Source organism: Winogradskyella sp. (assembly GCF_965228925.1).
Taxonomy (GTDB): domain Bacteria; phylum Bacteroidota; class Bacteroidia; order Flavobacteriales; family Flavobacteriaceae; genus Winogradskyella.
Window position 1 is genome coordinate 677,158 of sequence record NZ_OZ245845.1, and the last position, 23,069, is coordinate 700,226.

The 23,069-nt window shown below is 36.9% G+C and carries 21 protein-coding genes; 13 read left to right on the forward strand and 8 right to left on the reverse strand.

Annotated elements, in window-relative coordinates:
- Positions 1-2: 2 nt before the first annotated feature.
- The 4 genes from ACO052_RS02640 (at position 3) to ACO052_RS02655 (ending at position 4,698) form a co-directional block, all read left to right on the forward strand.
- Positions 3-914: a type IX secretion system membrane protein PorP/SprF gene (locus tag ACO052_RS02640; RefSeq protein WP_422106467.1), complete on the forward strand. Its 912-nt coding sequence runs from the start codon at positions 3-5 to the stop codon at positions 912-914.
- Between the two features lie 19 nt (positions 915-933).
- Positions 934-2,850, forward strand: coding sequence for an OmpA family protein (locus ACO052_RS02645; RefSeq protein WP_422106468.1), 1,917 nt, complete (start codon positions 934-936; stop codon positions 2,848-2,850).
- A gap of 111 nt (positions 2,851-2,961) precedes the next feature.
- A complete protein-coding gene (locus tag ACO052_RS02650; RefSeq protein WP_422106469.1) occupies positions 2,962-3,426 on the forward strand; it encodes a T9SS type A sorting domain-containing protein in 465 nt (154 codons plus the stop codon).
- Between the two features lie 3 nt (positions 3,427-3,429).
- On the forward strand, positions 3,430-4,698 hold the full coding sequence (locus ACO052_RS02655) for a hypothetical protein (protein WP_422106470.1): 1,269 nt from the start codon (positions 3,430-3,432) through the stop codon (positions 4,696-4,698).
- A 194-nt stretch (positions 4,699-4,892) separates the two neighbouring features.
- Here ACO052_RS02655 and ACO052_RS02660 read toward each other — a convergent pair whose 3' ends face one another.
- A complete protein-coding gene (locus ACO052_RS02660; protein WP_422106471.1) occupies positions 4,893-5,408 on the reverse strand; it encodes a YciI family protein in 516 nt (171 codons plus the stop codon).
- Entirely contained in the window at positions 5,408-5,902 is a 495-nt protein-coding gene (locus ACO052_RS02665) for a CYTH domain-containing protein (protein WP_422106472.1), read from the reverse strand. Before ACO052_RS02665 ends, ACO052_RS02660 begins: the two co-directional genes overlap by 1 nt.
- Before the next feature lie 20 nt (positions 5,903-5,922).
- Here ACO052_RS02665 and dinB point away from each other — a divergent pair, with 20 nt between their 5' ends.
- On the forward strand, positions 5,923-7,032 hold the full coding sequence (dinB, locus tag ACO052_RS02670) for a DNA polymerase IV (protein ID WP_422106473.1): 1,110 nt from the start codon (positions 5,923-5,925) through the stop codon (positions 7,030-7,032).
- A 47-nt stretch (positions 7,033-7,079) separates the two neighbouring features.
- On the forward strand, positions 7,080-8,075 hold the full coding sequence (locus ACO052_RS02675; protein ID WP_422106474.1) for a hypothetical protein: 996 nt from the start codon (positions 7,080-7,082) through the stop codon (positions 8,073-8,075).
- On the opposite strand, the gene pyk is transcribed toward ACO052_RS02675, so the two are convergent.
- The 5 genes from pyk to ACO052_RS02700 form a co-directional block, all read right to left on the reverse strand.
- Positions 8,047-9,489 (reverse strand): pyruvate kinase, encoded by a 1,443-nt coding sequence (gene pyk / locus ACO052_RS02680; RefSeq protein ID WP_422106475.1) that lies wholly within the window; start codon positions 9,487-9,489, stop codon positions 8,047-8,049. The genes ACO052_RS02675 and pyk overlap by 29 nt on opposite strands.
- Complete coding sequence (locus ACO052_RS02685; RefSeq protein WP_422106476.1) at positions 9,490-9,966, reverse strand: IPExxxVDY family protein; 477 nt, start codon at positions 9,964-9,966, stop codon at positions 9,490-9,492.
- Between the two features lie 132 nt (positions 9,967-10,098).
- On the reverse strand, positions 10,099-10,842 hold the full coding sequence (gene rnc / locus ACO052_RS02690) for a ribonuclease III (RefSeq protein ID WP_422106477.1): 744 nt from the start codon (positions 10,840-10,842) through the stop codon (positions 10,099-10,101).
- 7 nt (positions 10,843-10,849) lie between these two features.
- A complete protein-coding gene (gene fabF, locus ACO052_RS02695) occupies positions 10,850-12,100 on the reverse strand; it encodes a beta-ketoacyl-ACP synthase II (RefSeq protein WP_422106478.1) in 1,251 nt (416 codons plus the stop codon).
- A 12-nt stretch (positions 12,101-12,112) separates the two neighbouring features.
- A complete protein-coding gene (locus ACO052_RS02700; RefSeq protein WP_008269813.1) occupies positions 12,113-12,346 on the reverse strand; it encodes an acyl carrier protein in 234 nt (77 codons plus the stop codon).
- A 180-nt stretch (positions 12,347-12,526) separates the two neighbouring features.
- Between ACO052_RS02700 and purN the strand changes: the two genes are divergently transcribed.
- From purN to ACO052_RS02725, 5 genes are all read left to right on the forward strand, one after another.
- Positions 12,527-13,093: a phosphoribosylglycinamide formyltransferase gene (purN, locus tag ACO052_RS02705; protein ID WP_422106479.1), complete on the forward strand. Its 567-nt coding sequence runs from the start codon at positions 12,527-12,529 to the stop codon at positions 13,091-13,093.
- Between the two features lie 7 nt (positions 13,094-13,100).
- Positions 13,101-13,796 (forward strand): cyclase family protein, encoded by a 696-nt coding sequence (locus ACO052_RS02710; protein ID WP_422106480.1) that lies wholly within the window; start codon positions 13,101-13,103, stop codon positions 13,794-13,796.
- A gap of 11 nt (positions 13,797-13,807) precedes the next feature.
- Positions 13,808-14,449: a viroplasmin family protein gene (locus tag ACO052_RS02715; protein ID WP_422106481.1), complete on the forward strand. Its 642-nt coding sequence runs from the start codon at positions 13,808-13,810 to the stop codon at positions 14,447-14,449.
- Positions 14,450-14,519: 70 nt separating this feature from the next.
- A complete protein-coding gene (locus ACO052_RS02720) occupies positions 14,520-15,446 on the forward strand; it encodes a PfkB family carbohydrate kinase (protein WP_422106482.1) in 927 nt (308 codons plus the stop codon).
- 42 nt (positions 15,447-15,488) lie between these two features.
- Positions 15,489-17,387, forward strand: coding sequence for an amidophosphoribosyltransferase (locus ACO052_RS02725; RefSeq protein ID WP_422106483.1), 1,899 nt, complete (start codon positions 15,489-15,491; stop codon positions 17,385-17,387).
- 522 nt (positions 17,388-17,909) lie between these two features.
- On the opposite strand, the gene ACO052_RS02730 is transcribed toward ACO052_RS02725, so the two are convergent.
- Positions 17,910-18,518, reverse strand: coding sequence for a superoxide dismutase (locus ACO052_RS02730; protein WP_422106484.1), 609 nt, complete (start codon positions 18,516-18,518; stop codon positions 17,910-17,912).
- 112 nt (positions 18,519-18,630) lie between these two features.
- Here ACO052_RS02730 and ACO052_RS02735 point away from each other — a divergent pair, with 112 nt between their 5' ends.
- The gene (locus ACO052_RS02735; RefSeq protein ID WP_422106485.1) at positions 18,631-21,762 is read left to right on the forward strand and encodes a UvrD-helicase domain-containing protein; all 3,132 of its coding nucleotides are present in this window, start codon (positions 18,631-18,633) and stop codon (positions 21,760-21,762) included.
- A 43-nt stretch (positions 21,763-21,805) separates the two neighbouring features.
- A complete protein-coding gene (kbl, locus tag ACO052_RS02740; RefSeq protein ID WP_422106486.1) occupies positions 21,806-22,999 on the forward strand; it encodes a glycine C-acetyltransferase in 1,194 nt (397 codons plus the stop codon).
- Positions 23,000-23,069: the final 70 nt, after the last annotated feature.

A 23,069-nucleotide genomic window follows, 5' to 3' on the forward strand; every position in this document is an offset into this window, starting at 1 on the left:
TAATGAAAAAACTTTCTATTATAGCGGTATTGCTCTTAGCTTTTCAAATGCATGGGCAACAAGACCCTCAGTACACGCAGTACATGTATAATATGAATATAATCAATCCAGCCTATGCTGGTTCTCGAGAAAATCTCTCATTTGGATTATTATACAGAAATCAATGGTCAAGGATAGACGGTGGTCCTGAAACTGGAACATTTTTCGGACATGCACCAATTGGTAATAACTTAGGATTAGGGGTATCACTTATTTCCGATCAAATAGGCCCTGTTACAGAGACAAATACTTATGTGGATGTCTCTTACACCCTTAAACTCGGCGGCGAACACCGTCTGGCATTTGGCGTTAAAGCTGGTGCGACTTTTCACGATATAAATCTTACAAGTGGTAATGTCGCTGTGATTGATCCAGATGATCCTTTCTTTGGTATTGGCATTAATGAAACTACGCCTAATATTGGTGCAGGTTTCTTTTACTATACAAATAAGTATTATCTCGCATTATCCGTTCCTAACCTTCTAGAATCTGTTCATCTAGATTCTAACGGTAACAAAATTGGGTCGGAAACACAACACTATTTTCTAACTGGAGGTTATGTCTTTAATTTATCCCCAAATACGGAGTTAAAACAGTCTTTCCTTTTAAAGTCAGCTTTTAGTGCGCCACTTTCTTTGGATATTAACCTTAATATGCGATTTTTTAAGAAATTTGAAATTGGAGCTTCTTATCGTTTAGATGATTCAATTTCTGGATTAGTTAATTTTGCGCTCTCCCCTTCTATTAGAGTGGGATATGCTTATGATGCCGTATCTTCAGAAATTAATGCATTTGCACCGGCATCTCATGAGGTGATGTTGTTGTTTGATCTCAATTTCCCGAAACGTGTTTCTCGTTCACCTAGATACTTTTAATCCGTTAAGCTAAACAATTATGAAAAACTTAAAAACATTATTATTTATTGCGTTGATGAGTAGTTTATGCTTAACTGCTCAGAACAGTGACACGAAAAAGGCAGATAAACAATTTGCAAGATTTGAATTTGTAAAAGCTGCCGAGAGTTATAAAAAGCTGGTTGATAGTGGTAAAGGCGACCCTTATGTATACGCTCAGTTAGCTGAAAGTTATTATAATATCTTCAGTACAGTTGAGGCAGAGCGCTGGTACGCTAAAGCCTTAGAGACATCCCAAAACCCTGAGTTGATTTACAAGTATTCAGAAATGCTTAAGGCCAATGGGAAATATGAAGAGTCCAACCAACAAATGGAAAAGTTCGCTTCAATGCGTCCCTCTGATAACAGGGCAACAGCCTTTAGAAAGAATCCTAATTATTTACCTAAAATCTTGGAGCAAGGTAAAAAATTCAATGTGCAAGATGCTGGCTTTAATACGCCTCAATCAGATTTTGGAGGTACTATGCATGACGGCAAACTATACTTTACTTCTGGCCGTAATGATAATCGTAAGACCTACGGTTGGAACGAAGAACCTTTTTTGGATATCTATTCGATTGCCAAAAACTCGGACGGTTCCTATCAAGCTGCCACCTTGTTAAATAACAATATCAATACCAAGTTTCATGAAGGTTTAGTGTCCTTTTCTCCAGATGGTAATACCATGTATTTCTCAAGGGAGAGTTATTTTGAAAAAGACTTTCAAAAAGATTCTTTAAGCAATGCAAGATTTGGTCAGCTATATCTTTTTAAAGCCACTAAATTAGGTTCAGATTGGGATACTGTTGAGAGTTTATCGGTCAATAGCCAAAACTATTCAGTAAAAAACCCTGCGGTTAGCCCTGATGGTAAGACATTATATTTTTCATCTAACATGCCAGGTGGTTACGGTTTATTTGACCTTTATAAAGCACCGATTAATGCAGATGGTACGATCGGCGAGCCTGAAAACTTAGGTCAAAAAATTAATACTGAAGGACAGGAAATGTTCCCTTACATCAGTAGCAACAATACGCTTTACTTCTCATCTAACGGTCATTTAGGACTTGGTGGAATGGACGTCTTTTATACAAAAGAAGTAGACGGAAAAATGACACCTATAAGAAATGTAGGTATTCCTATTAATAGTAATGGTGATGATTTTGCATTTACCATAGATGAAGAATCTGAAGAAGGTTTTGTATCTTCTAATAGAGACGGTGGACAAGGTAGCGATGATGTCTATGCCTTTAAAAAATTACAGCCGCTTTGTGACGTTTTAATCACAGCTACTGTATTAGATGATAAAACGCGTGAGCCTTTAAATGGTGCTTCTGTATCCCTATACGATGCCTCGGGTAATAAAGTGGTCACTAAAACAACCAATGAGCAAGGTATAGCTGAGTTTATCGTAGAATGTGAGCAGGATTCAGAGCTCGAAGTGGTCATGGAAGATTTTGAAAGCAAAAAAGTTCAAGTGAACGGTACAAGTGAAGAAGAGTTGGCCGTTCAAATTTCTTTAGATCCAATAGAGGAGCTTATTAAGCCAGAAGAAATTGTCCTGAACCCAATTTATTTTGACTACGATAAGTCGAACATTACCGCCCAAGCGGCATTTGAGCTCGACAAATTGGTTCAAATCATGAATAAATACCCGGATTTAGTTATTAATGCGACATCACATACCGATAGCAGAGGTTCTGAATCTTATAATCAGAGACTTTCGCAACGCAGAGCTAAGAGCACACAACAATATGTGATTTCTAAAGGTATTGATGAGTCTCGTATCTCTGCCGAAGGTAAGGGAGAAAGTGATCTTAAAGTGAAATGCGGTTCAAACTGCACCGATGAAGAACATCAGCAAAATAGACGCTCTGAGTTTTTGATTGTTAGTGGTGGACCTGAAGCACAAAAATAGTATCCGGATATCATATTAACGTATTCAATTAAAGCCTATCACTTTATCAACTGATAGGCTTTTTTTAGGAATATCTTTATCAATAATACCTATTAACCAAATAACGCTTTAATGAGAAAAATTACATTTTATTTTACCGTATTGGCATTTGCTTTACAAATGTCAGCTCAAGAACATGTGCTTTCTTCTGGTTTGGACAGTGAATCATCAGCGGGAAAAGTAACCTTTTCCGTTGGCCTAATTCACTATAAAGAAGCTAGTGGACCAGGTGGAAGCACTTCAGTAGGCACACAAATAGCTTTCGAAGTTTCAGAAGTCCTAAGTATAAATGACTATAGTGATTTGACACTTAAAGTCTTCCCGAATCCGACGGACAATGTCTTGAATGTTCATTTAAACGCTGTAGATAACCTTAGATATCAAATTACAGATTTATCTGGCAGAACCGTGACATCTGGAGAATTAAATACCTTACAATCCAAAATTGAATTCACGTCACTGGAAACTTCAATTTACGTCTTTAACATTCTAAAAGACAATGCTATTATCAAATCATTTAAAATTTTAAAAAAATAATCTATGAAAAACTTATACTTAACAGTCCTATTATTTTTTATCACTTTCATATCCTTTGCTCAGGCACCTGAGTTAATGAGCTATCAGGCCTTAGTACGTAATGCCGATGGTGACTTACTCCAAGATACCTCTGTAGGTATCCAAATTAGCATACTTTTAAACTCAGATACAGGCACAGCGGTCTATACTGAAACCCATACGGTTAACACCAATGAAAATGGTTTAGTTACCTTATCTATTGGCTCTGGAGCGACTACAGATGACTTTGCTTCAATTGATTGGGGCAATGGCACCTATTATATAAAATCAGAAACTGACCCTGCAGGTGGCTCTAACTATACCATTACTGGAACCAGTCAGTTGTTGAGTGTTCCATATGCGCTACATGCAAAAAGTGTTACTACAATAGAAGATGAGACCATTTTAGAAGATCTACCAATTTCTGAAGATCAGATCAATAGAAATACAAGTTTTGCATTTGAAGAACGCACCTCATTTTATGATCCTAATACAGATACTCAAGTTGAAAATCCTGTTATTGTCCATGCCTATAGTGGCAGAACTGGCACTTGGTCTTCGGTAACGACCTCATTTAATTATATTGAGCCCATTATGGCATCAAATGGAAACTTTATTTTTGAAGAACGAACCTCATTTTATGACCCCAATACAGATACCCAAGTTGAAAATCCTGTTATTGTTCATGCCTATAGTGGTAGAACCGGTACGTGGTCTTCGGTAACGACCTCATTTAATTATATTGAGTCGATTACGGCATCAAACGGAAACTTTATTTTTGAAGAACGAACCTCATTCTACGATCCTAATACAGATACCCAAGTTGAAAATCCTGTTATTGTTCATGCCTATAGTGGTAGAACCGGTACGTGGTCTTCGGTAACGACCTCATTTAATTATATTGAGTCGATTACGGCATCAAATGGAAACTTTATTTTTCAAGAACGGACCTCATTTTATGATCCTAATACAGATACTCAAGTTGAAAATCCTGTTATTGTTCATGCATTTAGCAGTGAAACAGGCACTTGGTCTTCCGTAACGACTACATTTAATTATATTGAGTCGATTATGGCATCAAATGGAAACTTTATTTTTCAAGAACGGACCTCATTTTATGATCCCAATACAGATACTCAAGTTGAAAATCCTGTTATCGTTCATTCATTTAATGGTAAAACAGGTACGTGGGCATTAGTAACCTCATCCTATAACTATATTAATAACTTAGTCATATCAGAATCAAACGATTAACTAATAGTTTTTTCACTCAAATCTGAATTATATTTCTTAATCACCTATAACCTCTTTACCAAACCATTTAGGTTTGGTAAAGAGGTTATTTTCTGAAGATGGTTCAACTTCCGCCAGTATTAAAACATGGCGTTATCCATGACAAGTATCTACTTCAAAGATATGATCGTCGCTAGTATTTCGTATCGCTTCTTTTATCTCAACGGAAAGCCCTTTGCGGCCCACCAAGGATGAACTTCAATAACCAATCGACCTGCTTTTACCATAGGATCAGCATTAGCCAAACTATCGGCCATTTGCAACGTTGGTACGTTATAAATCGTAATCCCTCTGATCTCGCCATCGTCACCAAAAGGACCGGAAATATCGGCATAGCCCAACTCGTACATTTTACCTAAATGCGCCAAATGCGCACTTTGTAATTTATTGGCTTCCTCTTCATTTTGATTTCTAATGGGTCCACGCTTTAAAAATGCAATGAAGTACTGCTGCATCAACGTCGTATCTTTTGTTTTTTCATCTATATAATCAAAAACTTGAAAGCCTTCATCCACAAGTTTGGCCTTGATTTCTGCAATAGACTGTTCTTTAATAGTTTCAATGTTTTCTGCAGGTTCGTCAATTGCTTCTACTGTGTTTACCTCTTTATCTTCATTCTTACAAGACATAAGCGCACAAATCACTACTAGTACTAAGGTTATTCTTTTCATTATTTCCAATATTTATAAGGTTCTTTACTTAATTGCGAATTGTAATATTTGATATCTCCAGTAACTTCCTTGCCTAGCCATTTGGGTTTTGCGAAAACCTCATCTTTTGACTGTAACTCAATCTCAGCAATAATTAAACCTTCGTTATCGCTAAAAAATTCGTCTACCTCAAACATATGATGACCAAACTTTACCTCATATCGTATTTTGTCAATTATAGGTCTTTCACATAAGGCTAAGAGCGACTCAGCCTCTTCCTTAGAAATTTCTTTTTCCCATTCAAACCTTGTCAAACCATCCTTGGAGGATTTTCCCTTGACCGTTATATAACCCTTATCATTTTTTAGTCTTATACGTACCGTTCGCTCTTCGTGAGTATTTAAAAACCCTTGCTTTATCACATAGCTATTCGAAGCTTCTTTTTTGAATAGTTCGGATGTTACTAAAAACTTACGCTCAATTTCTTCGGTCACCATAGACATTTTTAAAAGCATTTAATGCCTAAATTTACAGTATGATCGACGATTTACCAATAAGAAAGATAATTCATATTGATATGGATGCCTTTTATGCATCGGTAGAACAAATGGATCATCCTGAACTTAAAGGTCAACCAATTGCTGTTGGTGGCGGTAGTAAAAGAGGTGTCATTAGTGCCGCAAGCTATGAAGCCCGAAAATACGGGGTAAAAAGTGCCATGTCTGGGCGATTGGCCGAAAAGCTTTGTCCTAATTTAATATTTGTTAAACATCGTTTTGACCGTTACAAGGAAATCTCTGATCGCATAAGGCATATTTTCTTTGATTATACCGATTTGGTAGAGCCTCTATCCTTAGATGAAGCCTATCTCGATGTCACTGAAAACAAAATAGGGTTTCCTAGCGCTACTTTGATTGCAAAGAAAATAAGGCAACGCATTTTTGATGAGATTGGGCTCACGGCTTCTGCTGGTATCTCGATTAACAAATTCGTTGCTAAGGTAGCGAGTGATTATAATAAGCCCAATGGGCAAAAAACCATAAATCCAGAAGATGTTATAACGTTTTTGGAAGATTTGGACATCAGAAAGTTTTATGGTGTAGGCAAGGTAACTGCTGAAAAAATGTATCAAAAAGGCATTTTTACGGGCAAGGATTTAAAATCCAAAAGTCTAGAATACTTAGACGAGAATTTTGGTAAATCTGGCCGTTACTATTACAACGTGGTACGCGGTATACATAACAGCGAAGTAAAACCTAATCGCATAAGAAAGTCTTTAGCTGCTGAGCGCACCTTTAGCGAAAATCTGTCTTCCGAAATATTTATGTTAGAAAAACTGGATCATATTGCTGAAGAGGTCTCCAAACGATTGGATAAAAGCAAGGTTGCCGGGAAAACAGTAACACTAAAGATAAAGTATAGCGACTTCACCCTTCAAACACGAAGCAAAACCTTACCTTATTACATCAGTGATAAGACCATAATTCTTGAAACCGCAAAAGATTTATTGTATCAAGATAAGCTCAGTAATTCGGTACGGCTTTTAGGCATTTCCTTATCGAATCTAAATACGGATTCTAAAAAAACTAAACCCCTGGAAAAAGAGCAAAAATCTGTTAGCGTACAGTTAAAGTTTGATTTTTAAGCTTCCGAATTTTTTAAGTTTAAAGAACTAACACAAACAATCAAGGCATGAAATTCTACAATCTGATCATCATTTTACTTTTAATTACAGCACTAAGCTCCTGCAAAGAAAAAGACGTAAAGGAAGAAAAAACAGCAAAACCAGAAACAAAAATCGAACCTAAAGAAGGGGTTCAACCTTTTGCCGAAGCGATCTTCTCTCAATTTACCAATATCAGGGATTTTACAATGACTACCGATGAAAATGAAGCTTACTTTACATTGCAAAGTCCAGCTCGGGAGCTATCGGTTATCATGAGAATTGAAAAGCACGATGGCGCCTGGCAGAACCCTGAAATTTCTAGTTTTTCAGGAACCTATACCGACTTAGAACCCTTTTTGTCTCCCGATAATTTAAAGCTTTTTTTTGTGTCTAACAGACCCGTTTCTATAGATAGCACAAACACCAAAGACATGGATATTTGGTATGTAGAACGCACTACAAAAACGGACGCTTGGTCAGAACCCAAAAGCATAGGGGCTCCTATTAATACTACTGGTGATGAATTTTATCCAGCGGTCGCCCGCAATGGCAATCTCTATTTTACCACAATAAAGAAGGCTTTAGAATCTGCCGATGATATCTTTATGAGTACCTGGGAAAACGGTGCGTATTCTGAACCTAAAATCTTGGGTGAAGGCGTCAATACCAAAGGTGCCGAGTACAATGCCTTTATCACACCAGATGAGTCCTATATTATTTTTGGTGGCTGGCGACGACCAGACGGTTTAGGCTCTGGCGATATGTACATCAGTAAACATATAAATGGAGAATGGAGTCCAGCAGAAAATCTTGGTGATAAGATCAATTCCAAATACATGGAGTTTTGCCCTTTCGTACTTAATGAAACGCTTTATTTTACGAGCCGACGTAGTAGTGTGACCTCTAAAGAAGGCGGTTTTACAACTACAGAGGATTTAATGTCTGAGATGGATAAATATGAGAATGGTTTAAGTCGAATATACGCTATCGATTTTAAAAACTACAACTCTCAATCTCAGTAACACGTAGTGTATTGACCATACCTCTGTCTTTTATAGGCATAGCGGCCAAACTAATCAGCATATCACCTACTTCGAGATAGCCTTTCTTACAGGCAATAGCATTAACATCTTCTATGGTTTCATCGGTACTTACAAACCGGTCGTAGTAAAATGCCTCGACGCCCCAAAGCAAGCTCAATTGCGTTAAAATACGCGCATTAGAGGTAAACACTAATATATGTGCCTTTGGCCTCCAAGCCGATATTTGAAATGCAGTATAGCCACTATTGGTCAGCGTAGAAATAGCCTTAGCATTAATTTCATTGGCCATATTTGCCGCGTGATAACAAATCGATTTAGTAATATAGCGTTTTGTGCGTATATGAGGTGGTGATTGCGGCACCTCAATTAACGGAGAGTCTTCCACACTGCGAATAATATTCGCCATCTGTTTTATGACTTGTACCGGATATTGGCCAACAGAGGTTTCTCCCGAAAGCATTACGGCATCAGCACCATCCATAACAGAATTGGCAACGTCATTGACCTCAGCACGCGTTGGAGTCAAACTTGTTATCATGGTCTCCATCATTTGAGTGGCAATAATGACAGGAATTCTGGCGCGTTTTGCTCTTAATACCAATTGCTTCTGGATAAGTGGAACTTCCTCCGCAGGAATCTCTACACCCAAGTCACCACGAGCCACCATTAAACCATCACAATAGGCGACAATTTTATCAATATTCTCAACAGCTTCGGGTTTTTCTATCTTAGCTATGATTGGAATTTTATGGTCGCTATGTTCCTTTATTAACTCTTCTAATTGCATTAAATCCTCGGCATGCCTCACAAAAGATAAGGCAATCCAATCAACACGCTGTCCAATAGCAAAAATAGCATCGTCAATATCTTTCTCGGTTAAGGCGGGTTGAGAAATGTTCGTGTTTGGCAGATTAACCCCTTTTTTAGATTTTAAGGGGCCACCTTGAAGCACTTTTGCTTTTACCTCAGATGTTCCATCTGTAGAAACAACTTCAAAAATGAGCTTTCCGTCATCCAACAAAATGCGTTCACCCGGCTTGGCATCCTGAGGAAAGTTCTCATAAGTCATATAAACGCGTTCCTTAGTGCCCTCAAATCGTTCCCCTGTAGCAAAAATAATTTCATCATCTACGTTAACGATGACATCACCTTTCATAGTTCCCACACGTAATTTCGGTCCTTGTAGATCTGCTAAAATAGAAGCATTATAGCCGTACTCGGCATTCAGCTCCCTTATCATTTTAATGCGCTCTTCAACATCTTTATAATCTGCATGAGAAAAATTGATCCTAAATACATTAGCCCCTTCCTCTAACATAGCCTTTAAAATGTCTTTATTGCTCGTTGCAGGACCCAAAGTGGCTACTATTTTTGTTTTTTTATTTGACATCAATTAAAAAATTAAATGGTCTTTAGATTTTATTTGTGATGGATTAACCGAGTAACTGGTTATAATCTGCGGAATGCTCTGCAGTTTATTCAAAATTAATTTATCGTTTATATTCTGTATCTCATCAGAGATTTTAATAAAATAATCTACCTTTTTGTATTCCGGAACTAGGTTAAATGTTTTTAATACTTTTTCATTAGATTGAAACAAGCCTGTACTGTAAAGACTGTCTTCTTCCTTTTTACAGACATTAGATACCAAATTCCAAGTTACGTATTGCGAGGCATTATTCCATTCAAAAATACTGTACGAAGACTTTAAATATTCAAAATCCAAATCGTCTGATTTACGCTTTAAATTAAGCCCTAAACTTTGGTTGAGTAAGTAAGCCAAACGGTAGTCTTGTAGCCCACAATGAATAGCTATGAGTTTGTAGGTATCGTCATAAAAATCATCAACTACAAGTTTATGTAAAGCCATACAGTTATAACTTTGAGCAGTAAATATAGTATAATAATGGGTGGATTATGTCAACTTTTGGTTAATCTTCGCCTACAAAACTTACGAAAACGTTGTAGTACATGAGATTTAAAAATAAAACTACAGACCCGATTAGATATGCTTTGCGATTTGTTTCTGAAAGGCAAAAAACGCACGCTTCGATGCTTTCTCTTCTGCTTTCTTTTTAGAGGTTGCTCTTGCCTTGGCGACCACTTTGTCATTGATGCTGAGCTTGACAGAGAAATGCTTTAATTCGTCATTTCCCGTATCTTCGTAGACCTCATAATCAAAGGTGTTTTTTTCTTTTTGGCACCATTCTATAAGCAAACTCTTATAGCTAATCACCTTACCTTCTAGAGTCTCGATATCCACATGAGGATTAATAACGCGTTTGTATAGAAATCTTTCGCAAGTCTTAAAGCCTTTATCTAAATAAATAGCGCCTACTAAAGCTTCGAATAGATTGCCGTGAATATTATTTCCGAAGTTAGATTTAGGGATTCTGCTTTGCACTAAATCTATAAGGTTCAATTCTTTACCTAACTCATTGAGGTGTTCTCTACTGACTACCTTAGAACGCATTTTTGTGAGATAGCCTTCATCACCATGAGGTACTTGCTCATAGAGGTAGGCCGCAATCACTGAACTAATCATAGCATCGCCAACAAATTCTAAGCGCTCATAATTAATAGGATTACCTTTTTTATCCTTTATATTCATGGAGCGATGTGTAAAGGCTTTGATGTAGAGTGATTGAGATTTAGGTTTAAAACCGAGTATTTTTTTTAGTTGTAAAAAAAAATTCCCGTCTTCTTGAGAACGGGAATTCTTTAATATGTTACGAATGAAATGCATTCGGGATTTAGTCTAGCTTTTTAAATAATACACAAGCGTTATGACCGCCAAATCCAAATGTATTACTCATTGCGACTTTAATATCTCGTTTCTGAGCTTTATTGAGCGTTAAATTCAATTCTGGGTCTATATTCTCATCAACCGTTTCGTGATTAATTGTCGGTGGTATGATACCATTTTCCAAAGCCATGATAGAAGCAATGGCCTCAATGGCACCTGCGGCTCCCAACAAATGGCCCGTCATAGACTTCGTAGAATTAATGTTGATATTCTTAGCATGGCTGCCAAATACTTCGGATATAGCTTTTAATTCGGCAACATCACCTAATGGTGTCGATGTGCCGTGCGTATTAATATGATCTACATCTTCTGGATTTAAACCAGCATTTTCTAAACAATTCTTCATTACTGCAACAACACCTATTCCATCAGGATGTGGCGCTGTCATGTGATAAGCGTCAGAAGACAATCCACCACCGATTACCTCGGCATAGATTTTAGCTCCTCTAGCTTTAGCATGTTCGTATTCCTCAAGGATAATAGCACCTGCACCTTCACCTAATACAAAACCATCGCGATTAGCATCAAATGGTCTCGAAGCAGTCTCAGGACTATCATTTCTTGTAGACATGGCGTGCATAGCATTAAAACCTCCCATACCTGCAATGGTCACGGCAGCTTCACTTCCTCCAGTAATAATAACATCACAATGCCCTAAACGAATATTATTTAGTGCATCGATCAAAGAGTTCGCAGATGAGGCACAAGCCGAAACTGTTGTATAATTTGGCCCCATAAAGCCATGCTTTATAGAAATATTTCCAGGTGCAATATCTGCAATCATTTTTGGGATAAAGAATGGGTTGAATCTTGGAGTTCCATCTCCTTTTGCATAATTAAGGACTTCTTCCTGAAAGGTTTCAAGACCACCGATTCCAGCTCCCCAAATGACTCCTACTCTGTACTTATTTATTGTATCTAGATCTAAATTCGCATCTGCGATAGCTTCGTCTGAAGCCACCATAGCATATTGCGAAAATTTATCCATTTTACGTGCTAACTTTCTATCAATAAAGTCAGTAACATTGAAATTTTTTATTTCACAAGCGAACTGCGTTTTGAACTTTTCAGCATCAAAATGCGTAATTGGGGCAGCACCACTTTTGCCATTAACAAGACCATCCCAATATTCATCTTTGGTATTGCCAATTGGTGTAAGTGCACCTAAACCAGTAACTACTACTCGCTTTAATTCCATAAAAATAAAGTCTTATTTTGCTTCTTCTATATAAGAGATAGCTTGACCAACTGTTGCAATGTTTTCAGCTTGATCGTCTGGGATTTGAATATCAAATTCCTTTTCAAATTCCATGATTAATTCTACAGTATCCAATGAATCTGCACCTAAGTCGTTAGTGAAGCTCGCTTCAGTTACAACTTCGTTTTCATCAACACCTAATTTGTCTACGATAATCGCTTTTACTCTTGATGCAATGTCTGACATAATCTTTTAATTTTAAGTTTTAATTAGACCGCAAAAATAAAAAACTTTATTTTAAAAATCATCTTTACCGATAAAATGTGGCTTTAAATGGCAAAAAACGACAGATGTATGTTTTATTTGCGTCTAATTGTAAATTATTATTCTTTTTTTTGTTTTGAATAATAAACCATATATCTGTATATGAAGCGTGTTGTAATTTTTGCGTCCGGAAGTGGATCAAATGCTGAAAATTTAATTAAGTTTTTTCAAAACAGTGATAATGCGTCTGTTATTCAGGTTTTGACTAACAATCCTCATGCCAAAGTATTAGAGCGTTGTAAAACATTAAAAGTAAGTGCTTTATCCTTTAATAGAACAGCGTTTTCTAGGTCAGACGATGTCCTTAATATTCTAAAAGCCTCACAACCCGATTTAATTGTCTTGGCTGGGTTTCTTTGGAAGTTTCCTGAGTTTATTCTAAATGAATTCGATAATAAAGTCATTAATATTCATCCCGCCCTTTTACCAAAATACGGGGGCAAAGGGATGTATGGCATGCATGTCCATAATGCTGTAGTAGCCAATAAAGAAAGTGAAACAGGGATTACCATTCACTATGTTAATGAAAATTATGACGAAGGCGCTATCATTTTTCAAGCAAAGTGCGAGGTTTTACCTATGGATTCTGCAGACGATGTTGCCGCAAAAATTCACAAACTGGAGATGGAACATTTTCCTAAGGTTGTAGAAGAACTTTTAAATTCTTAATGATACTATGGCAGAAATTATAGATTTAAGTCAATATATTTATGAAGGAATGCCCGTTTTTAAGGATTTACCACAAGTAAAAATGTCTATTCATAATACGCATGAAGAATGGGATGGTGACTTAGAAGCAACCACAAAGACTCCTGCTGTATACAAATTAGAATTAGGTGAGCATACGGGCACCCATGTCGATGCCTTAAATCATATGGCTAGAGCATATAAAGAACAGTCTATTGATAAGATGCCTTTATCTATGTTTTATACAGAGGGTATTTGCTTAGACCTTTCTCATAAAACATTTAAGGAATTAATTGAAATAGAAGATTTAAAAGAGGCTTGCGAAAAACAAAATCTCAATATCTTAGAAAATGATACTGTACTCATTTATACCGACCACTATAGAAAAGCTTTTGGAACTGAAAATTGGAATAAAGGCCCTGGCATCAGTGCACAGGCCACTAGATGGTTAGGAAACCAAAGGATAGCAGCTTTTGGTGTTGAGATGATGTCCCCCGGAGTTCCCGGAATATCAAATAAAGAAGTACACCATATTTGTGGAGAATTAGGATTCACGCACTATGAAAATATGGTAAATCTGCATCAATTAATTGGAAGGGGTCGATTTCGTTTTATTGCCCTACCCCTCAAAATCAAGGGAGGAACGGGTTCGCCTGTGAGGGCAGTTGCTGTTTTTGAAAATTAGTAATTAATACGATGGCTAAAAAGAAAAAGAAGTATTATACGGTTTGGAAAGGGCACAACACGGGCGTATTTGAGTCTTGGGATGACTGTAAAGCCCAGATCAAAGATTTTAAAGGTGCCCAATACAAGTCCTTTTCAACATTTGAAGCCGCCAAAAAAGCGTATAGAGAAGGTCCTAAACATTATATTGGAACATCTAAAGTCTTCAAAAGTGAGCTTTCTGATGAACAACTCAAAAAAATAGGACAACCTAACCTCAACTCTATTTGTGTTGATGCTGCTGTAGGTGGTAACCCAGGTAAAATGGAATACAGGGGAGTGGACACCAAAACCAAAAAGCAACTTTTTATCCAAGGTCCTTTTGAAGAGGGTACTAATAATATAGGAGAGTTCTTAGCCATAGTTCACGGCTTGGCGTTTTTAAAACAGCGGCAAAGCAATCGCATTATTTATACGGACTCAAAAACAGCCATGAGTTGGGTGCGAAAAAAAACATGCAATTCAAAACTAGAGCGTACCGAAAACAACAAACCTTTATTTGAATTGGTTGACCGCGCGGTAAAGTGGCTTAACAGCAATTCCTATACTACTGTTATTGTTAAATGGGAAACCAAAGCCTGGGGCGAAATACCAGCTGATTTTGGAAGAAAATAACCTTGGCCATATGTTATTTTATTAGGAATATATTTTATGTACTTTTGCACCTTAATTTAATCTTGCTTTAATGGGTAAATTAGTGATTGTTGGAACCTTAGCTTTTGATGCTATAGAAACCCCTTTTGGTAAAACCGACAAAATTCTTGGTGGCGCAGCCACTTTTATTGGCTTGGCCGCATCTCAGTTTAATATAAATTCTGCTGCTGTTTCTATTGTGGGAGATGACTTTCCTCAAGACTATTTAGATCTTCTGTCCAATAGAGGTGTTAATCTTGAGGGTGTTGAAATTGTAAAAGGCGGTAAAACCTTTTTTTGGAGTGGTCGATACCATAACGACATGAACTCTCGTGACACACTTGTTACCGAATTAAATACACTTGCTGATTTTGACCCTGTTGTTCCTGAGGACTACCGTGATGCTGAAGTGGTAATGCTTGGGAATTTGCACCCAGCCGTACAAATGAGTGTCTTAAATCAAATGACCACAAAACCTAAAATGGTAATTTTAGATACCATGAATTTTTGGATGGACAGTGCGTTAGAAGATTTACATAAGGTGATGCAACATATCGATGTGATTACCATTAACGATGAGGAGGCTAGACAATTAACAGGTGAATATTCATTGGTCAATGCAGCCAGCAAGATTCACAAAATGGGGCCTCAATTTGTAGTTATAAAAAAAGGAGAACACGGTGCCTTATTGTTTAATGAGGATAATGTATTCTATGCTCCAGCACTACCACTAAGAGAAGTCTTTGATCCGACTGGAGCTGGAGATACGTTTGCAGGAGGTTTTTCTGGATACTTGGCACGAACAGAAGATTATTCATTTGAAAATATGAAAAATGCCATTATATACGGATCCACACTAGCTTCTTTTTGTGTCGAAAAGTTTGGTACTGAACGTATGGTAGATTTAAAGGCTGATGAAATTCGTAAGCGCTTGCAACAATTTAAAAATTTAACACAGTTCGACATAAGACTAACTTAAACCGACGCGCTTCTGAATAAGCGCGTTTTTTTATTACATAACATGAGTGATGCTATAAAACATGAGTGCGGTATTGCACTTATAAGATTATTAAAACCGTTAGACTATTATAAGAAAAAATACGGAAGCGCATTTTATGGAGTCAATAAAATGTATCTCATGATGGAAAAGCAGCACAACCGCGGACAAGATGGTGCCGGTTTTGCCAGTATAAAATTGGATACAAATGCAGGTGAGCGTTACATAAGTCGAATTCGATCTATTGCACAACAACCTATACAAGATATTTTCTCTCAAATAAATGAGCGCATTAATCATGAGATGACTAATCATCCAGAATACAAAAATGACGTTGCCCTTCAGAAAAGACACATTCCTTATGTTGGTGAATTGTTGTTGGGCCATGTGCGTTATGGTACATTTGGAAAAAACAGCGTTGAAAGTGTACACCCTTTTTTAAGGCAAAACAATTGGATGCACAGAAACCTAATTGTGGCGGGCAACTTTAATATGACCAATGTTAATGAGCTTTTTAATAATTTGGTTGATATCGGTCAGCATCCCAAGGAAAAGGCAGATACCATTACTGTTATGGAAAAAATAGGCCACTTCTTAGATGACGCTGTTGCCAAAATCTATAAAGACTTAAAGAAAGAGGGGTATTCTAAACGAGAATGTTCGCCTCTCATTGCCGAACGGTTGAAATTGAGTAAAATTTTAAAACGTGCGGCCAAAAACTGGGATGGTGGCTATGCTATGGCGGGGTTGTTAGGCCATGGAGATTCATTTGTCTTGAGGGATCCCGCGGGCATCAGACCTGCCTATTATTATAAAGACGATGAAGTTGTCGTCGTTGCTTCAGAACGTCCTGTTATTCAGACCGTTTTCAACGTCCCTTTTGAGGAGGTTATAGAACTGGAACCTGGACATGCCATTATCACGAAAAAGTCTGGCTTAACAGAGATTAAGGAAATACTTTCCCCCTTGGAAAGAAAAGCATGTTCATTTGAACGCATCTATTTTTCTAGAGGAAGTGATGCTGAAATTTATAAAGAACGAAAAGAGCTTGGCAGATTATTAATGCCCAAAGTGCTTGAAGCGATTGAAGACGATACCCAAAACACGGTTTTTTCTTATATCCCAAATACCGCAGAAACTTCTTTTTTCGGCATGATAGATACGGTTGAGGAGCATCTTAACCATAAAAAGACCCAAACCATACTCCGAGGGCGACGAGAATTATCTGCGGAGAACGTCGAAGACATATTATCCGAAAGACCTCGTATTGAAAAAATTGCTATTAAAGATGTTAAGCTAAGAACCTTTATTACCGAAGACAGTAGCAGAGATGATTTGGTCGCTCACGTTTATGATGTCACCTATGGGGTTATAAAGCCAACTGATAATTTGGTAATTATTGACGATAGTATTGTAAGAGGAACAACCCTCAAGAAGAGCATTATTAAAATGATGGACCGGCTTAATCCAAAAAAAATAATCGTAGTCTCTTCAGCACCACAAATACGCTACCCTGACTGCTATGGCATAGACATGGCCAATCTTGAGAGTTTGGTCGCTTTTAGAGCAGCTTTAGAATTGTTAAAAGACAATGATCAATACCACATCGTTGAAGAGGTCTATCAGAAATGTCTCGATCAAGTTGACTTAAAGGATAAAAACGTCATCAACTATGTCAAGGAAATTTATAATAATTTCACCGATGAAGAGCTATCCGATAAAATCGCTGAACTATTAAGTGATGATACTGTTAATGCTGAGGTTAAAATCATCTTTCAACCTGTGGAAAATCTTCATAAAGCTTGTCCTAAAAATTTAGGGGATTGGTATTTTACGGGTAATTATCCAACGGATGGAGGAAACAGGGTCGTCAATAGAGCCTTTATAAATTTCTACCAAGGAAACAAGGAGCGAGCATACTAAATATGCATCAAATTGGCGTTTAATCCGAAAAATTGTGCATTTTACCCAAGAAAAATGCATTTCATCCAATATATGTACCTTTTTAACAAATAACATTTACATTGGTATCACCATAACATAAGTAGGTTAAGTTCATGGTAGATTTGGGGCAAAAAAAGGTGAACAGTGTTCACCTTTTTTTATTGACCTAATTTAAAGTTATCATTTAAGTAAAACCTTCTTTTGCATCATCGTTTTAAGTTAACATAGGTTAACAAATGTAATGGTTTCCACGCTTAGACTAATATATAGGTCGTTTGTCCAATAAATTTAACGGTTAAATTAATGTAAACTTATATTTGAATCACCATAACATAAGTAGGTTAAGTTTATGGTAGATTTGGGGCAAAAAAGGTGAACTTTCTGTTCACCTTTTTTCATTTTCAATTCTCACGAAAGTGGGCATCCCAAACTTTATAATCACAAAAAAAATCCAAGCACAATACTTGGATTTTAATTTTCTATAAAAGGTGTTCTTTACACTTACTTTGCCTCTGCATAACGACGCTCCACTTCGTTCCAGTTAATGACCTTAAAGAACGCATCAATATAATCTGGGCGTCTGTTTTGATAGTTTAAATAATAAGCATGCTCCCATACATCAAGACCAAGAATTGGAGTTCCACCACAGGTTACACCTGGCATTAGCGGATTGTCTTGATTTGGGGTAGAACATACTTCCACTTTCCCACCTTTGTGAACACATAGCCATGCCCAACCTGATCCAAACTGAGTTGCTGCCGCTTTAGAGAAGGCTTCAACAAAAGCGTCCTTAGAGCCAAATTCTGCTTCAATGGCATCCTTTAACTCACCAGATAAATAACCTCTATCTTCAGGATTTAGCACATCCCAAAACAATGAATGGTTGTAAAATCCTCCCCCATTATTTCTTACACCCGAGTTATTCATATCTAAGTTGGTCAAAATAGCTTCGATAGACTTTCCTTCTAAATCAGTTCCTTCAATTGCCGCATTAAGTTTTGTAGTATAACCATTGTGATGCTTAGAGTGATGTATTTCCATTGTGCGTGCATCAATATGTGGTTCTAAAGCATCGTATGCATATTTTAATTTAGGTAATTCAAAAGCCATAGTTTTATGTTTTTAAGTATTAGTAATTTAACTTTAACAAATTTACGATTTTGAGAATAAGATGTTCTAAATTAATTATTAAGATTGCCTATTTTGGTATAAAATTTTTCTTTTGCAGTCTTCCACTTTTAAAATATACAATGCGTCCGCTGGTAGTGGCAAAACCTTTACACTAGCAAAGTCTTATATTAAACTACTCATCCTATCTAAAAACTATGAGCAGTTTAAGCATATACTGGCTATTACTTTTACCAACAAAGCTGTAGGTGAAATGAAAGCCCGCATTATAGCTATGCTTCAATCGTTCTCTCAAGAAAAGAGTCTCAATGAGCCTCATGCCATGTTCAGTGCTATTTGTGAAGAACTTTCCATTTCGCCCGAACATCTTCACCGCAAATCCAAGCAGATACTAAAACATATTATACATAACTATGGCGCCTTCGATATCTCAACTATTGACGGGTTTACGCATAGAGTGATTAGAACCTTTGCACACGATTTAAAGCTTCCTGTAAATTTTGAAGTTGAATTAGAAGAAGAGCGTCTGTTGAATGAAGCTGTCGATAGCCTCATTTCAAAAGCTGGTAGTGAAGATGCATTAACCAATGTCCTAATTGAGTTTGCCATAGAGAAAGCCGATGACGACAAGAGCTGGGATATTAGTTACGATTTCAAGAAAATTGCTAAACTATTAGTGAGCGAAAACGATTTGCTAGCTGTTGAGACTCTAAAGCATAAAACCATTGCAGACTTCAAGGCCTTAAAATCTAATTTAATAGAAGACAGCACTGCATTAGAAAATGATATCGCAACAATTGCAGAGGATACTTTAGCATTAATAGACGAATGCGGTTTAGAACATAATGATTTTAATCGAAAGTCCTTACCTAATTATTTTAAGAACTTAAAACAAAAGAATTTTAATGCACGATTTGATGCAGCATGGCAAAACGATTTAGTAGAAGGCCACTCTATTTATCCAAAACGTGTTGTGGAATCTGTGGCTTCTACAATTGAAGATATACAGCCGCGATTAGCCAATGCTTTTACGAAGACTAAGGTTAAAATCTTTGAACTTAAGCTAAAGAAGGCAATTTATAAGAATTTAACCCCGATTTCGGTATTAAATGCCATTCAAAATGAATTGCGTCATATTAAGGAAGCGCAGAATAAAATGCTAATTTCTGAATTCAATACTATTATAAGTAGTGAAATCAAAAATCAGCCAACCCCATTTATTTATGAGCGCTTGGGTGAAAAATTTAAGCATTTCTTTATTGACGAGTTTCAGGACACCTCGCAAATGCAGTGGGAAAACCTGGTACCACTGTTAGATAATGCGCTCTCTGCTTCAAATGGTTCAGCCATGTTGGTTGGCGATGCTAAACAAGCCATTTACAGATGGCGGGGAGGTGTAGCGGAACAATTTATCAATCTTTACAATCGAACAAAAAATCCATTTCAGGTCGAAGCTGAAATATTGACACTTGATACTAATTACCGAAGCACAAGAGATATTATACACTTTAACAATGGATTTTTTCGATTCCTAAGTGAAAATTACTTTAGTCATATTGATTATTCAGATTTATATAAGACTGCCGAACAAAAAGCCCAGAAAGATGATGGAGGCTTTGTAAATATTGAATTCTTGGATATTTCTAGGGAAGACGACGACAACGAAAGGTACGCCGAAGCGGTTTACCATACAATTCTTAAGTGTTATGAAGCTGGATATGCAGCCCATGATATTTGTGTGATCGTTAGAAAACGAAAACAAGGTATCGCCATTGCCAATTATCTCAGCCAAAAAGCCATTAAAATCACCTCATCAGAAACCTTATTATTAAAGAATTCTGACAAAGTAAATTTTATTGATTCTTTTTTAAGGTTATTGCTCCAACCTCATAATGATAGTTTAAAAATTAATGTACTTCTATTCTTGGCTGAACGATATCATGTTAAAGACAAACATTCATTTTTTGAAACACACCTTAGGTCGCATGCAGGAGACTTCTTTCAAAGCCTAGAAAGTCTTGATATTTTTGTGAATAAGAATCGACTTTTGGGGTTACCACTCTATGATTTGATTGAAGAACTCATTAGAACCTTTAATCTTCAAAACACGTCTGATGCTTTCCTTGAATTTTACTTGGATATCGTCTTAGAGTTTACTCAAAAACAACATTCAGATTTAAGTGCATTTCTTGCTTATTTTGAAAAGGAAAAAGACCGTCTCAGTGTGGTCTCACCTGATTATGTTAATGCTGTTCAAATCATGACCATTCACAAATGTAAGGGCTTGGAATTTCCCATCGTTATATTTCCTTTTGCCGATCTCAATATTTATAGGGAATTAGAACCTAAAATTTGGTTTCCTCTCGATGAAATGAACTACAACGGTTTTGAAACATTGTTGCTTAATTACAATAAAGATATTGAACATTTCGGCGAGACTGGTCGTGCTATCTATCATAGCCACCAATCTCAATTAGAGCTCGATAATATTAATTTATTGTACGTAACACTAACAAGAGCGATTGAGGGGCTTTACATTATTTCTAAATATGATATAGACTCTAAAGGAAACGTAAATAGCAATACCTATTCGGGCATGTTGATCTCCTACCTAAAGTCCATGGAACTATGGTCTGATGATAAATCATCGTATAGTTTTGGAACATTTAATTTTGACACGGACAACTCGGAGCAAGACCTTGATTCAAAGCCTCTCAATCTCATTTCGGTGCCTAAAGAAGCTCATAATTTAAGTCTTATTACCAAGGCTGGTCAACTGTGGGATACCAAACAAGAAAAGGCTATTGAACGCGGTAACATGGTTCACCTTATCTTGTCTAAAATCAAAATCCCTCAAGATGTTGATTTTGCACTTAGTGATCTTATACAATCTGGCGATATTACAAAAATGGAAGAACTGGAACTTAGGACTTTAGTTATGGATACCATTCAACATGCAATGCTCAGTCCTTATTTTTCGGATAACTATGACATCTATAACGAAAGGGATATTATTACAAAATCTGGCAAAATTCTAAGACCTGACCGCATTAATATAAACGCAAACAATGAGGTTGTCATTATAGACTATAAAACTGGTGAGCAAAAGACCTACTATAAATCACAGCTTAACAATTACGCCTCAGTCTTAGAAGAAATGAATTATAAAATTATCCATAAATACATCGTTTATGTAAATGATACCATTGATGTGGTTGAAGTGTAATTTATAGATAGTATCTTTGCCCGACGACTAAAAACCAAACGACATGTACGGCAATATAAAAACACATTTGCAACAAGAAATCGAGAGTATTAAGGACGCAGGACTTTTTAAAGAAGAGCGCATTATCACCTCGCCTCAAGGCGCTGAAATCACCTTAAATACGGGTCAAAAAGTACTTAACTTTTGTGCTAATAATTATCTGGGATTATCATCCCATCCTGAAGTCATACAGGCTGCAAAAGACACTTTAGATTCCCACGGTTTTGGGATGTCTTCTGTGCGATTTATATGTGGTACCCAAGATATCCACAAAGAACTCGAGCAAAAGATCGCTGATTTTTATGGCACAGAAGACACCATTTTATACGCTGCGGCCTTTGATGCCAATGGAGGTGTTTTTGAGCCTTTATTAACCAAAGAAGATGCTATTATATCAGATTCCCTAAACCATGCCTCAATTATTGATGGTGTTAGGCTTTGTAAAGCTGCAAGGTATCGTTATAACAATAACGATATGGAAGATTTAGAAAAGCAACTCATTACCGCCAATGACAATGGGGCACGTTTTAAAATTATTGTTACGGATGGTGTGTTTTCTATGGACGGTTTAGTGGCTCCCTTGGATAAAATCTGCGATTTGGCAGACAAGTACGATGCCATGGTGATGATAGATGAGTGTCACGCTACGGGATTTATTGGTGAAACAGGTATTGGTACACTTGAAGAAAAAGGCGTTTTGGGAAGAATAGATATCATCACCGGTACCTTAGGGAAAGCTATGGGTGGTGCTATGGGTGGTTATACCACTGCTAAAAAAGAAATCATCGAAATTTTGCGCCAGCGTTCTAGGCCTTATCTCTTTTCAAACTCCTTGGCGCCAGCCATTGTAGGGGCTTCTATCAAAGTTTTTGACATGCTCAAAAATGACACTGCGCTACGAGACAAAGTGGAATGGAATACTTCATACTTCAAAAAAGGAATGAAAACAGCAGGTTTTGATGTTATTGACGGTGACTCGGCCATTGTCCCCGTGATGTTATACGACGCCAAATTATCACAAACTATGGCCAATATGCTTCTTGAAGAAGGGGTTTATGTGATCGGTTTCTTTTATCCTGTAGTGCCTAAAGATAAAGCCCGTATTCGCGTTCAGCTATCCGCCGCTCATACTAAAGAACAACTGGATAAAGCGATAAATGCATTTGTTAAAGTTGGCAAAAAACTAGAAATAATTTAAAATCGTTACAAACTCACTATTTTAGGGCGTTATAACAATATTTTTATATATTTGTCTTTGTTAATAATTT

Excerpts from the sequence above, each read along its gene's own strand:
- ACO052_RS02640 (WP_422106467.1), top strand. The coding sequence starts at position 3 with ATGAAAAAACTTTCTATTATAGCGGTATTGCTCTTAGCTTTTCAAATG.
- ACO052_RS02645 (WP_422106468.1), top strand. The coding sequence starts at position 934 with ATGAAAAACTTAAAAACATTATTATTTATTGCGTTGATGAGTAGTTTA.
- ACO052_RS02650 (WP_422106469.1), top strand. The coding sequence starts at position 2,962 with ATGAGAAAAATTACATTTTATTTTACCGTATTGGCATTTGCTTTACAA.
- ACO052_RS02655 (WP_422106470.1), top strand. The coding sequence starts at position 3,430 with ATGAAAAACTTATACTTAACAGTCCTATTATTTTTTATCACTTTCATA.
- ACO052_RS02660 (WP_422106471.1), bottom strand. The coding sequence starts at position 5,408 with ATGAAAAGAATAACCTTAGTACTAGTAGTGATTTGTGCGCTTATGTCT.
- ACO052_RS02665 (WP_422106472.1), bottom strand. The coding sequence starts at position 5,902 with ATGCTTTTAAAAATGTCTATGGTGACCGAAGAAATTGAGCGTAAGTTT.
- dinB (WP_422106473.1), top strand. The coding sequence starts at position 5,923 with ATGATCGACGATTTACCAATAAGAAAGATAATTCATATTGATATGGAT.
- ACO052_RS02675 (WP_422106474.1), top strand. The coding sequence starts at position 7,080 with ATGAAATTCTACAATCTGATCATCATTTTACTTTTAATTACAGCACTA.
- ACO052_RS02685 (WP_422106476.1), bottom strand. The coding sequence starts at position 9,966 with ATGGCTTTACATAAACTTGTAGTTGATGATTTTTATGACGATACCTAC.
- rnc (WP_422106477.1), bottom strand. The coding sequence starts at position 10,842 with ATGCATTTCATTCGTAACATATTAAAGAATTCCCGTTCTCAAGAAGAC.
- fabF (WP_422106478.1), bottom strand. The coding sequence starts at position 12,100 with ATGGAATTAAAGCGAGTAGTAGTTACTGGTTTAGGTGCACTTACACCA.
- ACO052_RS02700 (WP_008269813.1), bottom strand. The coding sequence starts at position 12,346 with ATGTCAGACATTGCATCAAGAGTAAAAGCGATTATCGTAGACAAATTA.
- purN (WP_422106479.1), top strand. The coding sequence starts at position 12,527 with ATGAAGCGTGTTGTAATTTTTGCGTCCGGAAGTGGATCAAATGCTGAA.
- ACO052_RS02710 (WP_422106480.1), top strand. The coding sequence starts at position 13,101 with ATGGCAGAAATTATAGATTTAAGTCAATATATTTATGAAGGAATGCCC.
- ACO052_RS02715 (WP_422106481.1), top strand. The coding sequence starts at position 13,808 with ATGGCTAAAAAGAAAAAGAAGTATTATACGGTTTGGAAAGGGCACAAC.
- ACO052_RS02720 (WP_422106482.1), top strand. The coding sequence starts at position 14,520 with ATGGGTAAATTAGTGATTGTTGGAACCTTAGCTTTTGATGCTATAGAA.
- ACO052_RS02725 (WP_422106483.1), top strand. The coding sequence starts at position 15,489 with ATGAGTGATGCTATAAAACATGAGTGCGGTATTGCACTTATAAGATTA.
- ACO052_RS02730 (WP_422106484.1), bottom strand. The coding sequence starts at position 18,518 with ATGGCTTTTGAATTACCTAAATTAAAATATGCATACGATGCTTTAGAA.
- kbl (WP_422106486.1), top strand. The coding sequence starts at position 21,806 with ATGTACGGCAATATAAAAACACATTTGCAACAAGAAATCGAGAGTATT.